Raw genomic sequence first — 16,970 nt, 5'->3', positions numbered from 1 at the left:
ACGATGCGGGTCGAGGGCGCGTTCGGGCGTAGTGGTGCCGTGGTCTCGGCACGGCACGCTCGTTCCTGGCGGGCCACTGCACCCGCCGCGGGGGTGTCCTCAGTACCCGCTCGACCGCATGGGTGCCGGGTTGTAGAGCCCGGAATGCCGCGCGGTCCCCAATTCGAGCTGCGCAGGAGGGGCAGGGTCGATCTCGGTGAACTTCTGCAGGCCACCCCAATCCCGTCCCCAGTTGTTACGGAGATAGGTCGGCAGCAACGTCGGGGTCAGCATGGCCTCGGTGATGCCCAGCGGTCCGCCTGCCTTGCCGGACATCCAGGTCTGGCTGTTCTTCCGGGTGGCCTCGGCATCGGGCATGATGCGCCACTTCGGTACCTCGAGAACGCCGTCACGAACCTTCATCGGTTGCTGGCACGGGAAGACCATGCCGGGCAGCCAGTCGATGAACACCGGATCGGTGGTCCCGACGACGTCGTTGAGAGTGCGGAGTTCGGTCACCCGGGGTGGCGTGATCGCCACCCACTCCGACGGCGCTCCGGCGGTGTCACGCACCTCCACCCGCACCACGTCGGCACGCGGCGGTGCGTCGGCGAGCGGGTATCGAAGGTTCCGCCAGGTGGGCACCTCACCGATGTCGATGGGCGACATCACGCCGACCGGGGTCACCCGACCGTCGGCTCCGGTCCGGCCGAACTGGACGGTGACCTGCTGGCCGCTGTGCTGCACGCCGAGCCCGTCGACCGCCTGTACCGATCCGGCTGCCGCGATGGTGAGCAGCGGAGCATTAGCGTTGCGCGCGGGCAGCGAATACCAGTCGGTGGTCAGTGACCCGGTCCCGCTCGGGGAGTCGTAGGAACCGAGCACCGGTGTCTTGGCCGGGTCGAGCCCGAACGGGAGCCGCACGGTCGAACCGTTGACGCCGCGTGCTCCCTGCCCACCTTCTGTCCCGCCCTGTGCGGATTCGGTCGTCTGGGTGGACGCGTCGGAGCCCGCGCCCGACTGGGCGGTGTTCTGGGCCGTGGAGGTCGCGGTGTCCTGTTCCTCGGTCGAATCGATGGACAGCCGGTTCGGCACGCCGTTCGGTGTGAAGCCGTCCGGATCGGGACTGCCGTTCCCGGCGCCGGCCAGTGCCGACGAGGTGGTCGGCGCCACCCGACCGTCGACCGGTGCGGGAGACAGCAGGCCGGTGTTCGGATCCTGTTCCACCAGCACGTCGTTCGCGAGTGCGCATTCGTTGCCGGCCATCGCCCGCGCATTCGACTTCATCCACGACCAGCTGTCGCGCTGCTCGTACCCGCCCTTGGCGAACGAGAGCACCATGAAGATCACGACCAGTCCCGAGATCACCGGCAGCGGTGAGAACTTCAGCTTCGACGGCCAGCCGTCGCCGCCGCGTGTCCTGGTCGTGTCGTCGACGTAGTCGTCGCGGAAATGGAACCACAGGCCCACGAGCGCGGTGATCACCGCGACCACCAGGATCAGCCAGCCCAGCTTGATCCCGGCGATCGATGGTGGCCGGTCCCACCAGGGGATGCCGTAGCTGCCGACGAACCACCAGCCGTTGGTACCGGTGAACGAGATCGCGGTGACCGCCAGGACCGCTGCGGCGAAGAAGGTCCGGTTGCGTCGCGACCGGAGGATGGCCGGGGCCATCATCGCGCCCGCGGCGGCGGCCAGACCGGCCGCGATCCCTGCGTACACGCCGAAGTGATGGGTCCACTTGGTCGGCGTGAACGCGATGAAGAACATGGTGCCCAGGATCACCGCGATGAGGCGCCAGATCGGCGCTCGGGCAACTCCGTTCGGGTGCACACGACGCAACAGACGGAGCAGCACGACCACCAGGCAGAGGATCATGACCAGCACCCCGAATCGGCGTGCGAGAGTGCCGTCGGCGGTCGGCAGGATCAGGTAGTAGTACCGGACAGGTTCTTGCCACCATTCCAGCGTCGGACCCACGTCGGTGGCGACCTTGTTGCCGACGATCAGCGGCATCAGTGGCTGGTCGTAGAAGATCTGATAGAGCACCGCCGTTCCCGCCGCGAGGACGGGGGCGAGCATGGGCAGCAGGCCGTCGCGCTTGCGTCGCGTCACCAAGGTCTTGACCACCGGACGGATGCCTGCGAGGAGTGCGGCGACGGCCATCAGGCCGCCGGGTGCGAGGGCGAGCGTGAATGCCGCAACCACGACGGCGATGGCGTAGGGCAGCATTCGCCTGGTCGCGATCGCTCGCTCCACACAGCACCATGTCAGCAGTGCGCCGACGGCTTCGGCAGGCTCCGGTCGCAGACCGTTGTTGTACGGCAGCCAGATGGCCAGGAAGACAAAGGCGGCCGACCACACCGCGGGCGTGCTGTTGCGGACCGCGCGGCCGAGACGCGGGATCACCTCTCGGCTGATGAGCCACCAGCCGAGCAGGCCGAGTAAGAAGGCCGGAAGGCGCATCCACGGCGCGGCGAGGCTCACGTGGGTCATCGCGGCGATGACCTGGAAATGCCAGCCGAACGGGTCCTGCGGCACGCCGAAATAGCGGAAGTAGTTGTCCGCGTAGCCCGCATCCCCGGTGATCCGGCCGACGGTGAAGTTGTACCCGTCGTCGGAGGTGTTGGCCCCCGCGAACCACCAGAAGGCCAGGATGAGGAACACGGCGACGTCGGGGCCGCGGATGGTGAACCATCCGGTGGGCAGGAACCGCTTGTGTCCCCTGCCATCCCGGCGGTCGAGAACGCCAAGGGCGATCAACGACAGGATCGTCATGATGATGCCGACGACGATGACCGCCAGCTTCAGCGCCGACGGAGTGCTGACATAGCGGGTGTCGATCGTCGCATGCGCCGACAGACCGGCCCGTGGCGCCGAATCGGGCAGATCGGTGTAGATGCCGACGATCTGGGGCCGCATCTCCTGATCGGCGACCGAGAAGTTGTGCAGACCGTCGCCCGGGGCGTTCTCGAATCGGGCCGATACGCCGGAGCCGTCGGCGTGGAACCTGATCCGGCAGCCGGGATTCGACTGGGCCGTGGCGCGATCGGTGTTGAGGATCACCACGTCGCGATCGGTGACGGTGAGTGCGTCACTCGTGGCGCGGATCATCAGCGCGCGGGCGCCGGCATCCTGACCGCCCTCCGGGATCGTCGACAGCAGGAGTCCGCCGTCCCGCGGCAACCGCGTGGCGAGTGAACACGGGACCGTCACGTCCATGTCGATCGGCACATACGAGACGAGTGGCGCCGCGACACTGCCCACGCTGTCACCCTGCGGCCAATTCAGTTCGGCGGTGGACTGATTCACCGGTAGCAGCGGGGTGAGGATGGCAGCCAGGAAGCCGCACACCCCTGCCACCACCGCGACGATCTTCGCGGTGCGGTGATCGCGGGAGCGTGGCGTCGATGGCTGCGTCACTGTCTCACTCGTCATCTGATTGCGGCTCCACCCTGATCGAACCGGTGCGTGACCAGCCCCACTGTGTCGTCTGAGAAGTGTTCACCTGCGCCGTCCCCGCGTTCTCGGCGAGTGGCGTCAGCCGCTCCAGAGCTCCCCATTCGCGTGCCCAGTCGTCCTTGAGGTATGTCGGAACGGCCTGCGCCGAGGTGGTCGACTCCGAGATCGACAACAGTCCTCCGTCGGCGCCGGACTGCCAGGTCTTGGACTGCGAGTTGGCAAGTGGGTAGTCGGGGAGGATTCGCCATCGAGGGACCTCGGCGACGCCGTTGGTCACCCGCAGGGGTCGCTGGCACGGGAAATGCGCACCGACCGTGAAGTCGATCAGTGTCGGCGACTGTGACCCGACGACATCCTGCAGCGACCGCAATCGCGGTGCCCTGGGCGGGGTGATGCCGATGAACTGACTCTGTCCGAGGTTGTTGTCGAGCAATGACAGGCGCATCGTGGTGGCTGCCCGAGGTGCCGCACTCATCGGCACCCGGAGGTTGCGCCAGGGCCGGTTGGTGATGACCGGGCCGGGATCGATCGGCAGCACGTCCGGTCCGATCTGGGTGAACGAACCATCGGGGCCGGGCCGTCCGAACTGGACGACGAGCTTCTGGCCGAAGTTGCGGACGCCGAAGGTGTCGATCGTCGATACGGCGCCTGCCGTACTGAACACCAGCAGCGGTGACGCCGCGCGCACCGTGGGCAATCGGTACCAGCCGGTGGTCAGATGTGCCTCGCCCGGATAGCCGTAGCTGCCCAGGACCGGGGTCGTGGACGGGTCGAGCCCGTAGGGCAGCGCCACTGTTGACCCGTTGACGGTGCGGGGTCCGGTGCCTCCGGTGGTGCCTGCACCGAGTCCACCCGTGATGACGAAGGGTTTGGCGACACTTGCCGACACATTCATCTGGCCTGGTCGCTGGTTGCCGGGGTCGGGCGTGAGGTCGTCGGGGACACCGTTCGGGGTGAATCCGACGGGATCGGTCCCACGCAGTGCCGCGGACACCGACTCGCCATCGGCGGGTGCCAGCATCCCGGCGTTCGGGTCCGACTCGACGAGGACCTCGTCGGCCATGCCGCAGCTGTTGCCGCGCAGAGCGTTCACGTTCTCGGAGAACACCGTGTCGGCCGGATAGCGGGTCACGGCCGCCTTCGCGAACACCAGCAGTTCCGCCACCACCATCAGGCCGGCGATGACCGCGATCGGTGACGACGCCAGGAACAGCCGCCGACGATCGGCCTTGCTCCCACCGTCACCGTCGCCGGCGTGGGCCAGGCCCTTGTTCTCGACGTAGTCGAGGCGCAGGTGCTGCCAGACGGCGAGTACCGCGGTGATCACGGCCAGGACGAGGAACAGTGTGGACACCGGTCGTCCGGCCAGCACCGGCGCACGGTCGAACCAGGAGATCCCGTATTCGTAGGCGAACGGCCAGGCGTTGTAACCGGCCATGGCAGCGGCGAGCGCGAAGAACAGCCCGGACACGAACACCGTCAGGTTGCGCGCCGACCGGGCCGCCGACTGGGCCACCGCGAGGGTGGCGGTGGCCGCGATGGCGGCGGCGAGTCCGGCGAAGATGCCGAATTGGATGGTCCATTTGGTCGGAGTGAAGGCCAGCAGCAGCATCGTGACGCCGATCGAGCCGATGAGCCGCCAGGTCGGTCCGGGGTCGACTGCACGGATCTTGTTGCGGCGCAGCATCACCGCCACGGTGACGATGAGACCGGCCAGCAGGAGCAGCACCGGTACCCGGCGCGTCAGCGCACCGTCGTCGGTGGTGACCGAGATGAAGTAGTAGCGCAGGAATTCCTGATGCCAGCTGATCACCGGTCCGACCTGATACCGGATCTTCATCGCCTCGAGGACCGTGGCCAGTGTCTGGTCGCGGAACACCACGATCAGCACCAGCAGGCCCGCCGCGGTCATCGGGGCGATGAGTGCGAGCGTGCCCGACTCACGCCGACGGTCGAGCAGGATGTGCAGCAGCGGCCGCGCCGACACCAGCAGGATCGCCACCGCGATGACGCCCTGTGGGGCGAGCGCGAGGGTGAAGCCCGCCGCGATCGCACCGAGCGCGGCGGGGAGCAGGCGGCGGGTGGCGATGGCCTGCTCCGCCGCCCACCAGGTGAGCAGCGAACCGAGCACGATGATCGGTTCGCTCCGCAGGCCGCTGTTGAACGGCAGCCAGAACGCGATGAACACCAGCGCTGCGGCCCACACGGCCCAGCCGCTGCGGCGGACGCCTGCACCCAGCCGCGGCAGCAGCACCCGACTGAGGACGAACCAGGAGACGAGCCCCGCGGCCAATGACGGCAGGTGCATCCACAAGATCGTGGACGAGATCGACGACCAGTGCGCGAGGAAGCTGTAGTACCAGTCGAACGGCGCCTCGGGTATGCCGTACCAGCGGTAGTAGTTGGCCAGATAGCCGGAGGCGTCGGCCGTCCGGCCCATGTTCAGGATGTAGCCATCGTCGGCGGTCCCGGCCCCGAGGAGCGCCCAGATCAGCAGGACGACGGTGACCGCGACGTCGGAGGTGCGCGGGATCAGATTGCGCCACCAGGACCCGAGACGGTTCGGCCTGCTGCCGTCGTCGGCGCGTCTGCCGATACGGCGGTGGTGGCCGTGTGCCCGGTCGAGGAGGTACAGCGCCACCAGCGCGACGAGGACGGCGATCACCGCCAGCACCATCACGATGAGCTTGAGCACCGTGGGCGAGCTGACGTAGCGGTTGTCGATCTGGACGTGCACCCGCAGGCCCGCGCTCGCGGCCGACTGCACCTGTCGGGTGTTCAGGCCGGTGAAGATGCCGTCGACCTGGGGGCGCTTGTCCGGCGGCAGGACGGTCGACTCGCCCAGGCCGACGAACTGTGCGCCCGGCCCGGTCGGTGCCGACCAGACGTGCAGCACCGAACACCGGGCCAGTTGATCGCGGGGTGCGTCGGCCGCCACGGTGTTGCGGAAACTGACCGTCACCGTGTCCCGGTTTGCGGTGACGTAGAGCGCCGACGACCTGCTCTTGGGGGCGTTGGTCGGCATCGTCGCGAACACCAGGCCGCCGTCGGCCGGCAATCCCGACAACACGCCGCACGGGATCCGTGCGTCGAGAGCCTGGGGTGTCTGGGCGATCAGCGGCGCGACGACATCGGCCGATTGCGCGGACAGACTCTGCCCGGACGGCCAGTCGAACGCGGCATCGGTGGCCTTGACCGGCAGAAATGGCGTGATGGCACACAGGACGATGCCGATGATGCCTGCAACCACGGCGACCGTGCGGGCGGTGCCCACAGACACCCTGGATGTCGGCGGCGCGGCGTCGGGCGCAGCGGTCGAGGCTGTCACAGGCACGATGTCTGATGGTATGGGACTTCCCTGAGAGGACCTAGTCAGACCCGGACTGCGCTACAACAGGTTTTTTCCGGTGAACTAGGGTCACCGTCTGATGACTGCCTCTTCCCGACGATCGCCCACACGTGTCTGGGCCGCGATCGCCATCGTGTCCGGACTGGTCGCGATCGTCGCTGCCGTGCTGACGCCTTTGCTGCCGGTCAGCCGGCACACCGCGTCCATCGACTGGCCCCAGCAGACCACCGGGACCAGCGCGTCGGTGACCGCGCCGCTGGTGGCCCAGACGGCCGCAGGCCTCGATGTCACCGTCGGGTGTCGCGCCCTGGCGCAGACCCCGGCCGACAAGACGACCGTGGTGGTCTCCACCATGCCGTCTGCGGGGCGCGACGCATCCAACAAGGCGCTGTTCGTGACCGCAGACGGCCAGGCGGTCTCGGTCTCGATGCGCGGTCAGGAACTGGCCCGTGCCGATCGGGCCGACCTCGCCCGCTGCGACCGGCTGACCGTGCGCGCATCGTCGTCGGGGGTCGAGGCACAGTTTGTCGGGCTCGGCCCGGCTGTCGCGGGTGACCCGGGCGATCGCCCACAGGTGTCCGGGGTCTTCACCGGACTCGAACCCTCCGCCGTGCGTCAGGCCGCCGGTCAGGGGCCGTCCGCAGACCGGCTGGCGGTCCATCTGGACATCGACAATCGCTTCGACACCAGCCCGTCGGTGATCAAGCTCATCACGATGATCGTCGGGTTGATCGCCGCGGCCATGGCGTTCATCGCGATCGCGATCCTCGACGTCCGAAACGGATATCACCGCCGGATCGGACGCCTCGACCTACGTCGGCTGCTGGCGCCGCGGGCCGCCGACATCGCGGTGACCGCAGCGCTCGTCGTGTGGCACTTCCTGGGCGCCGGATCGTCCGACGACGGCTACATCCTGAACATGGGCCGCAACGCGCACGACGCCGGTTACCTGGCGAACTACTACCGCTTCTTCGGGATCCCGGAGGCGCCGTTCGACTGGTACTACAGCTTCCTCTCCCACTGGTCGACCGTGTCGACGGCCGGTGTCTGGATGCGACTGCCCGCCCTGGTGGCGGGATTGGTCAGTTGGTTCGTGCTGAGCCGGATCCTGCTGCCGCGGCTGGGTGGTGCGGTCCGCCGTTCCCAGTGGGCGATGTTCACCGCAGCCGCGGTGTTCGTGGCCTTCTGGATGCCGCTGTGCAGCGGGTTGCGCAGCGAGGGCATCATCGTGCTCGGATCGTTACTCACCTGGTGGGCGGTCGAGCAGGCCGTCGCCACCCGCCGGATGCTGCCGGCGGCGGGTGCCGCGCTGGCCGCCGGCCTCACCCTGGCGGTGGCCCCGCACGGCGTCATCGCGCTTGCGATGCTCATCGCGGGTTCGCGACCGATGTTGCGCACCATCCGGACCCGCCGTCGCGAGAACGGCATGCTGCCGTTGCTGGCGCCGGTCGCCGGGGCGTTCGCGGTGGTGGTCATCGTCGTCTTCCGCGACCAGACGCTCGCCAACGTCGCCGAGGCAGTCCGCCTTCGCTACACCGTTGGCCCGACGTTGGCCTGGTACCAGGAACTCCTGCGCTTCTACTATCTCTCCCTGACCACTCAGGACGGGTCGCTGGTGCGACGCGTGCCGCTGCTCCTGCTGGTTGCCGCACTGTTCGTGACGCTGGCGGTGATGTTGCGGCGCAAGCACATCCGTGGTGTCGACCCCGGTCCGGTGTGGCGACTCGTCGGCTCGATCCTGCTGACGGTGCTGCTGCTGTCGTTCACACCGACCAAGTGGACCATCCAGTTCGGGATCTATGCGGGTGTCGGAGCGGCGATGGCCGCGGTGGCGACGGTCGCCGTCGCGCAGTCGGCACGACGTTCGCCGCGCAATCTGTGGATGTACATCGCGGTGCTGCTGTTCGCCTGCGCGGTCGCCGTCGCGGGTGAGAACGCGTGGGGCTGGGGCTACGATTTCGGCATCTCGTGGTTCGACAAGGCGCCGGTGGTGGCGGGGACGCCGCTGTCGTCGGTGTTCTTGGTGCTCACCGTCCTGGCACTCGCGGTGGCAACCTGGTATCACCTGCGGATCGACGTCGACGCGGACCGCGGAAAGGTTCGCGGTGACCGGACTCGCCTGTCGCGCATGCAGATCGCTGTGGCATCGGCACCCATGCTGGTGATCGCCACCCTGGTGGTGGTCGGCGAGATGGGGCTGTTCGCCAAGGCCGCCGTGGACCGCTCGGACACGTACACCACGTTCCACGCGAATACCCGCGCGCTCGCGGGTGATCCCTGTAGCATGGCCGATCAGGTGCTGCTGGAACAGAATCCCAATCGTGGTGCGCTGTCGCCGATCGGTACCCGCGACATCTCCCGGGCGCTCGCGGGCGAATCCTCCGGCTTCACTCCGGACGGCGTCGCGGGAGACCTGCTTCCCGACCCGACGTCGTTGGGTGCGGGCACCATCAACACGTCCGGCGACCTGTCGCGGCCGTTCGTCGTCACCGGCGGATCCCCCGGCACCACCGGTGGTTCCGGACCGAAGACGATCAACGGTTCGTCGGCGGCGCTGCCGTTCGGCCTCGACCCGAAGACCACCCCGGTCCTGGGCAGTTACGGGCACGACAACGGCACCGCCGAATTGACTTCCGGCTGGTACCGGCTGCCGGCGCGGGATGCGTCGCCGTTGCTGGTGATCACCGCGGCCGGGCCGGTCTTCTCGGTCGACCAGGACGGCGTGCCGCAGGCCGGCCGGTCGCTGCAGGTGCAGTTCGGCAAGACCGCCGGCTCCGGCGACTTCCAGCAGGTGGGAAAGGCGTACACCCCCATCGATCCGGGACCCGGGCGGCCGAATCGACCGTGGCGGAACCTGCGTATCCCGATGACGGCGGTTCCCGCCGGTGCGACGGCCATGCGGATCGTCGCGGTGGACGACAACGTCAGCCCTGACCAGTGGTTGGCGTTCACGCCGCCCCGGGCACCGGAACTGCACACCCTGCAGGACGTCGTCGGGTCCCGGACCCCGGTGCTGCTGGATCGGTCGGTCGGTAGCCAATTCCCTTGCCAGCGCCCGATGAGCACGCGAAATGGTGTGAGCGAAGTGCCGAAGTGGCGCATCGTCCCGGACCAGACGACCACCAATTCCAAGTCGAAGACGTGGCAGGCGTCGGTCAACGGCGGCATCCTCGGCACGCCGGAGGCATTGACGAGTGCGACGACGGTTGCCACCTACCTCGACAACGACTGGTATCGCGATTGGGGTGGGCTGCAACGGTTGTCGCCGCTGGTGCCGGATGCGACGCCCGCGCGGGTGAACACCGGGACCACGACAGCCTGGGGATGGACGCGACCGGGATCGATCAGGGTGGTGCCGCAGAATGACTGAGCCGACGTCACGGGAGAAGGCAGCGCAGCCGATGCGCTCGGCGCCCGACAGCAGGACCATCAGGATCGCGAAGATCGTCGCGATCGTGGCGGGTGCACTCGGGGTGCTGCTGGCGATCGCTGCGCCGTTCCTGCCGGTGACCTACACCAAGACCGAACTGCAGTGGCCACAGCCGAGCAATCCGGTCGTGGAGAACGTCGCGGCGCCCAACGTGTCGTATGCGCCGGTGTCCATGGACATCTCGGTGCCGTGCCGGCTCGCGGCCGACCTGCCGCCGTCGGGCGGGGTGCTGCTGTCGACGGTGCCCGAGAACGGCGCGGAGGCCGGAACCGTCGGCCTGTTCGTCCGCGCCACCCATGACCGACTGCTGGTGACGCAGCGAAACGCGGTGTTGCTGAACGTACCTCGTGCCGACGCGCAACAGAATGCGCAATGTCGGGTGGTCATCCACGCGGACACCTCTGGTAGCCGCGGCGAGGTCGAGGGCGTCGACCCGGATGCCGGGACCCAGAGTTTCCGGCTCGACGACCCCAACGCGCGTCCCCAGATCATCGGTGTCTACACCGATCTTCCGAAAGACGTCTCCACAGAGGGGCTCTCGTACCGATCGACGATCGACACCCGATTCATCTCGAGTCCGACGACCCTCAAGGGTGCGCTCCTGATCCTCGGCGTGATCTCCACGATCGTCTCGATGATCGCGCTGGCTGTGCTCGACGCACGCGATGGACGGCGGCTGCGGCGTATGGTCCGCGCGGGTAGAGATCGTTGGTGGCGGCTCAAGCCGCTCGATGTGGTGGTCACCGGTGTGCTGGTGGTATGGCTGTTCGTGGGTGGCAACACCGCCGACGACGGCTACCAGGTCACCGTGGGACGCGTCGCGCCCGGTGCGGGCTATCTCGACAACTACTACCGCTATTTCGGTGCGCCGCAGGACCCGTTCGGCTGGCACTATCGCTATCTCGCGCTGTGGATGCAGGTGAGTACGGCCACCCCGTGGCTACGCGTGCTGCCTCTGCTGTTCGCGCTGGCGGGGTGGTTCCTGATCAGTCGCGCGGCGCTGCCTCGGCTCGGTCGGGCGGTGCGGTCGTCGAACGCGGCCCGTTGGACGGCAGCACTCGGCTTCCTGGTGGTATGGCTCGCGTTCAACAACGGATTGCGTGTGGAACCGGCGCTCAGTGTCGGAATCCTGCTCACCTGGGTACTGGTCGAGCGTTCGATCGCCACCGGACGGTTCTTCCCACTGACGCTTGCCGTGCTGGCGGCGGCCTTCACACTGACGATTCATCCGGCCGGCGCAATCGCGGTCCTGCCGTTGCTGGCCGCGGTACGTCCGTTGCTGAGGCGTCTGCGCCGCCGCCGTGTGCGGGATGGCCTGCTGCCCTTGCTCATGCCGGTCCTGGCAGCAGGCTTGGCGGTGTTGTTCGAGATCTTCGCCGACCAGTCGCTGGCTGCCATCCGCGAGGGCATCAAGGTGCAGGGCATCGTCGGACCCACCAACGAATGGTGGACCGAGGCGATGCGGTACTACATCCTGCTGAACCCGACTCCGGACGGCTCCATCGCACGGCGGGTCGGCATCTTCGTGACAATTCTGTCGGTGGGCATCATCGTCCTCACCCTGCTGAGCAAGCGTCGGGTGCCGGGCGTGCCGAGCGCTCCGCTGTGGCGGCTCATCGCGGTCACGTCGGGTGCGGTGGCGGTACTCGCGTTCGTCCCGACCAAGGCCACGCACCAGATGGGTGCCTTCGCGTGTCTCACAGGCGTGCTCGCTGCCGCGGCGACGGTCTTCCTGCAGCCGTCGGTGATGCGCCGCCGGTGCAACCGGACATTCATCGCGGCGGCCGCTGCGTATGCACTCGCGGTGGCTTTCGCCGGGCGCAACCAGTGGTGGTACGTCGGCAGTTACGGCATCCCGTGGGCCGACGACACCCCGAATGTCGCCGGTGTGGGGCTGTTCGTCCCCATCCTGGTGGTGGCTGTGCTGCTGACCTTGTACGGCGTCTGGCAGTACTACCGAGATGATCAGCTCGAGCAGCGGGGTGAATCTGTCGCCGGCCCGGCAGATTCGGGAGGCAGCATCTTCGCGCGGATGCCGACCTACTCGTTGGCGATCATCTCCACCGTGATCCTGTTGTTCAACTTCGTGTCGTTCGCCAAGGCGGCTCGGACACAGCAGGATTCGTGGTCGTGGACCAGCTCCAACATCGATGCGCTGCGGGGCAGCCCCTGCGCTCTGGCGGATGCGGTCATGGTGGAGGCCGACCCCAACACGGGTCTCTTGGCCCCGGCCGGTGTTGCCGGACAGAACAATCCGTCGGCGGGTGCGGCATTGGCAGGCCGGGGCATGTCGGGCTTCGATCCCGACGGCGTGTCGACGGATCTGGAAAGCGACGCCGATTCCGGTGGGGGCTCGTCGGACGCCGATGCGGACAAGAGCTCGACGGAACTGGACCGTTCGCAATCGGATCCGACGTCGGCGCAGGAAGAACCGAGCGGCTCGGCGGGTGCCGCCGACACCGGCGGTGGCACCACAGCCACCCAGGGCGTGAACGGGTCGTCGGTGCGGTTGCCGTTCGGCCTCGACCAGCGTCGAGTCCCGGTCCTCGGTAGCTACGGGTCGCCGTCGGGCCGAGCGCATCTGACGTCGGACTGGTATCAGCTGCCGGCACGCAGCGACGACGCGCCGCTGCTCACGATGTCGGTTGCGGGCAAGGTGGAGTACGTCGATCACCTCGCCGTCACCCATCCCGGCCAGAAGCTGAGGCTCGAGTTCGGGCGCGTGGAGCCGGACGGCCGCGTCACCACGGTGGCGTCGGTGGTGCCGTTGGGCATCGACACCGACCCCGAGTGGCGAAACATGCGTGTGCCACTCGACCAGGTGCCGCCGCGGGCCACGGTCACGCGGATCGTCGCCGACGACACCTCGACGGACTCCCAGCAGTGGCTGGCGATGACCCCGCCGCGTGTCACCAAGATGGTGACGTTGAATTCGCTCGTGGGCAGCGACGACCCGGTGCTCTTGGACTGGGAGGTCGCCCTGGCGTTCCCGTGTCAGCGACCGGCCGCCGCGGTCAACGGTGTGCTCGAGACGCCGAAGTGGCGGGTCACACCCGATGCCGAGGGCGAACGGGTCAACTCACGTCGCTGGATGGCAGGCGACTACGGCGGGCCGCTGGGCATCGTCGAGAACGAGTTGCGTCCCATCGTGCTGCCGACCTACCTGCGCAACGGCTGGGCCCGGGACTGGGGCAGCCTGCAGCGACTCGTGCCGCTCAAGCCCCAGGTCGATGCGGAACTGAAGGTCACCGGCGACGTGCACGGCGGTACGTGGACGCCGGGCCCGATGCGGGCGATCAAGAACTGACTCGCGTTTCGTAGCGATGGTCCGCGCTCAGCGCGGACTATCGCTACGAACTCAGTGCCGGATCGGCGCCGGGCTCCACAACCCGCTGCGGGTCGCCGTTCCGGTGTCGATGTCGGCGAGCCTGGTCACGTCGCCGTACGGCGTGTAGCGCTCGAGCGCGCCCCAGTCGCGTCCGATGTCGTCCTGGAGGTAGGTGGACATCGCGGTGGCCTGCTGAGAGACCTCGATCCAGCCGAGCGGGCCTCCGCCGAAGGAGTTCTGCCATGCCGACACCGCTGCGGCAAGGTCGGCACCCGGCATGATGCGCCACTTGGGGATCTCGGCCACCCCGTCCTTGTGGGTGAACGGCCGCTGACACGGGAACGAGAGGCCGGAGGTCCAGTCGACGTGCACAGGGTCCTCGCGCCCGACCACCTGCTGCAGCGTCTGCATCTCCGGGAGTCGAGGCGGGGTGACCACGATGAAGCGGTCCTCCGAGAGGTTCTCGTCGGTGGCGACGATCCGAACCGCGGTGATGTCGTCCGGCAGTGAATCAGTGGTGACACGGGCGTTCCGCCATGACGGACGCGGGCCGGGGTCGATCATCTCGGTGTCACCCGTGGCATGGAGCGACGCGTCGCGGGTACCCGGTCCGACCGGATCGGTGGTGTATTCGAGCAGCAGGTCCGGATTGTCGAAGAGGCCGGCGACCGAGAATGCCACCATCGGACGGTCCTTGTAATCGGCGGGCATCGCGTACCACGCCGACGTCAGATGTGCCGGGACCTGATCGGTCTTCGAGTAGCTGCCCATCACCGGCGTCTTCGCCGGGTCGAGGAAGAACGGGAGTTGTGCATGACTGCCGTTGACCCCGGCAGTCGACTCGATGCCGCCCCCGGTGCCGCCTGCGTTGGCGGTCAGTACATCCGGCGACGCGACTGCGCTACCGGCCAGTACGCCCAGCGAGCCCTCGCTCGCCGTGGTCTCGAGATCCTCGTCCACCCCGTTCGCGGTGAATCCGGTGGTGGCCGGCTGGGTTGCGTCGGTTGGTGCCGTCGGCGGGCCTGCCAGCGGGTCGGCTATCGATCCGTCGACGGGCTTGAGCTGGTATCGGCTGGGGTCCGTCTCGACCCAGACCTTGTCGGCCATACCGCATTCCTCGCCCTTGAGCGCCTCCAGATTCGCGCGCGGCACGGAATACGACGAGCTCTGCTGGATGCCGGCGAACATCGCGGTGACCAGGGCGAAGATCACCACCGCCGCGGCGACGAAGGCCAACGGAGCCGAGGCGAGCATCGCCGCGAGCCGTCGGTACCACGGCCGCGCCGAGGGGTCGGGTCTCTGGTCGGCCGGATCGACTCCGGTGAACGGCTCACGGAAGTGGAACCACAAGGCCGCCAACAGGAGTACGAGTGCTGCGTACAAGAGCAGATTTGCCAGGTTCACCCCCGCGATGGTGACCTGCATGACGCCCCAGGGCATTCCCCAGGCGGACGAGTAGTAATACGAGTTGGGTGCTGTGAACGCCAGACCCGCGATGAACAGGACCAACGCCGCGAACAGCGTGCGGTTGCGCCTGGAATGCATGACGTGATTACTCGCCGCGATCGCCGCGATGGCTGCGAGCGCCGCCCCGAGTCCGGCGAACACCCCGAAGTGGTGTGTCCACTTCGTCGGCGTGAACATCAGGAAGACCAACGACGCGAAAGTGATCGCGACGATGCGTCGGGACGGACCCAGCGCGGTGCCGGGGATGCGGGACCGGCGGATCAGCATGGCCGCCGACACCACCAGGCCGAGGATCATCGCGAGGACGGCGAACCGTCGGACGATGGAGCCGTCGGCGGAGAAGGCGAACAGCGACGAGTAGCGATTGATCTCGTTGTACCAGTGGCCCGACGGTCCGAGGGCGGTCTTCATCTGCGACGCCTCGACGAATGATCGCAGCGTGAGATTGGAGAACACGACGAAGATGATGAAGGTGCCTGCCGCGAGGATAGGTGCCACCAGTGCGACGTAGGCCCATCGACCGCCGCCGATGACCTTCGCGCGCTTGATCAGTGCCAGGATCATCGGTCGTGCGCCCGCGATGAGCGCGGCCACGGCGAGCAGACCGGTCGGACCGGCGGCCAGGCTGAACGCACCGATCAGACAGGCCACCGCGGCGGGTAGGAGACGCCCGGTCGCGATGGCACGTTCCACCGAACACCATGTGAGCAGGGCGCCCAGACAGATGATCGGTTCCGGGCGCAGACCGTTGTCGAACGGGAACCACGACACGAGGAACACGAAGGCGGCGGTCCACCCGACGGACGGGCGGGTGATGGCGGCACGACCGAGTCTCGGCAGCACCTCGTGGCTGATGATGAGCCAGACGCCGATGCCGCAGATCAATGCGGGGATGCGCATCCACGGGCTGGCCACACTGACATGGCTGAGCAGTCCGAAGACCTGGTAGTACCAGCCGAACGGTGCCTCGGGAGCGCCATACCATCGGAAGTAGTTGGCCGTGTACTGCGCGTTCTGCGCGACGCGGGCCATGGTCAGCAGATAGCCGTCGTCGGAGGTGTTGGGTCCGATGAAGTGCCACAGGATCAGCGCGCCGATGACCACGTAGTCGCGGGCGTTGAGCCGCCACCAGCGCGCCGGGAGGATGCGCCGGTGTTTGCGGCCGTCGGTGGAGTCGAGGACGGCGAGCGCGGCCAACGACAACAGGGTGCAGATGATGCCGACGATCAGGACGAGCCATTTCAGGATGGTCGGAGCCGTCGTGTAGCGGGAGTCGATGGTGGCGTGTGCGCTGAGGCCCGGTTGACTCGCGGCCGGACCGGAGAGGTCGGTGAACAGTCCGGTGACCTGCGGTCGCTGGTCCTGGTCGTAGGTGTTGGACTCCCGGCCGGCGGTGGTGCCGTCGAGCGGTTCGCCCTGGTCGTTGCGCATCCCGACGAACTCGGCCGACACCGCCTCGGAGTCCGCGTGCACGACGATCTCGCGGCAGTCCTGCTGCCGGACCTGCGCCAGTGTCGCCGAGACCAGCGGGAGGTTCCGGATGACCACCTCGATGGTCTGCTGATCGGGGGGATCGCCGGGTTGCCCGGTCTTACGGATGAACAGCCCGCGTTCCGGGGATTTCTCGGCCTCTTTGGGCGTCGTCGACAGCAGTACCGATTCGCCGTCGCCGAGTTGATCGACGGCGCGGCACGGGACGTGCGCGTCGAAGTCGATGGGGACATAGCTGATCAGCGGGGCGGCAACCGATCCGACGGTGTTGTCCTGTGGCCAATTGATCTGCGCCGTGGTCTGCTGGACCGGCATGAGCGGCGTGGCCAGTGCCATGAACAGTCCGAGCAGTCCGGTGATGATGGCGACGATCTTGGCTCGTCGGACCGTCGGCGATGGCACAAAGAGAGATGGTAACCGTTGTCCCTGGGCGCGATGTCGGCGCAAAGGACTGAACTATGGTT

At 67.8% G+C, this 16,970-nt stretch carries 5 protein-coding genes; 2 read left to right on the top strand and 3 right to left on the bottom strand.

What is annotated here, in order from left to right; genetic code table 11:
* Positions 1 to 99 precede the first annotated feature (99 nt).
* Complete coding sequence (locus IDF66_RS11885; RefSeq protein WP_190266988.1) at positions 100 to 3,417, bottom strand: arabinosyltransferase domain-containing protein; 3,318 nt, start codon at positions 3,415 to 3,417, stop codon at positions 100 to 102.
* A complete protein-coding gene (locus tag IDF66_RS11880) occupies positions 3,407 to 6,775 on the bottom strand; it encodes an arabinosyltransferase domain-containing protein (RefSeq protein WP_190266987.1) in 3,369 nt (1,122 codons plus the stop codon). Before IDF66_RS11880 ends, IDF66_RS11885 begins: the two co-directional genes overlap by 11 nt.
* Before the next feature lie 94 nt (positions 6,776 to 6,869).
* Here IDF66_RS11880 and IDF66_RS11875 point away from each other — a divergent pair, with 94 nt between their 5' ends.
* Positions 6,870 to 10,160: an arabinosyltransferase domain-containing protein gene (locus IDF66_RS11875; protein ID WP_190266986.1), complete on the top strand. Its 3,291-nt coding sequence runs from the start codon at positions 6,870 to 6,872 to the stop codon at positions 10,158 to 10,160.
* Positions 10,153 to 13,527, top strand: a complete 3,375-nt coding sequence (locus IDF66_RS11870; protein WP_190266985.1) for an arabinosyltransferase domain-containing protein — start codon at positions 10,153 to 10,155, stop codon at positions 13,525 to 13,527. Before IDF66_RS11875 ends, IDF66_RS11870 begins: the two co-directional genes overlap by 8 nt.
* A gap of 51 nt (positions 13,528 to 13,578) precedes the next feature.
* On the opposite strand, the gene IDF66_RS11865 is transcribed toward IDF66_RS11870, so the two are convergent.
* Positions 13,579 to 16,908, bottom strand: a complete 3,330-nt coding sequence (locus IDF66_RS11865) for an arabinosyltransferase domain-containing protein (protein ID WP_190266984.1) — start codon at positions 16,906 to 16,908, stop codon at positions 13,579 to 13,581.
* Positions 16,909 to 16,970 lie beyond the last annotated feature (62 nt).

This window comes from Gordonia hankookensis, from assembly GCF_014673215.1.
Taxonomy (GTDB): domain Bacteria; phylum Actinomycetota; class Actinomycetes; order Mycobacteriales; family Mycobacteriaceae; genus Gordonia; species Gordonia hankookensis.
The sequence above is the reverse complement of the archived record's forward strand: the minus strand, read 5'-3'. Positions and strand labels throughout refer to the sequence as shown.

Bases quoted from the DNA above. Each gene is read 5' to 3' on its own strand.
- IDF66_RS11885 (WP_190266988.1), bottom strand. From the start codon at position 3,417: ATGACGAGTGAGACAGTGACGCAGCCATCGACGCCACGCTCCCGCGAT.
- IDF66_RS11875 (WP_190266986.1), top strand. From the start codon at position 6,870: ATGACTGCCTCTTCCCGACGATCGCCCACACGTGTCTGGGCCGCGATC.
- IDF66_RS11870 (WP_190266985.1), top strand. From the start codon at position 10,153: ATGACTGAGCCGACGTCACGGGAGAAGGCAGCGCAGCCGATGCGCTCG.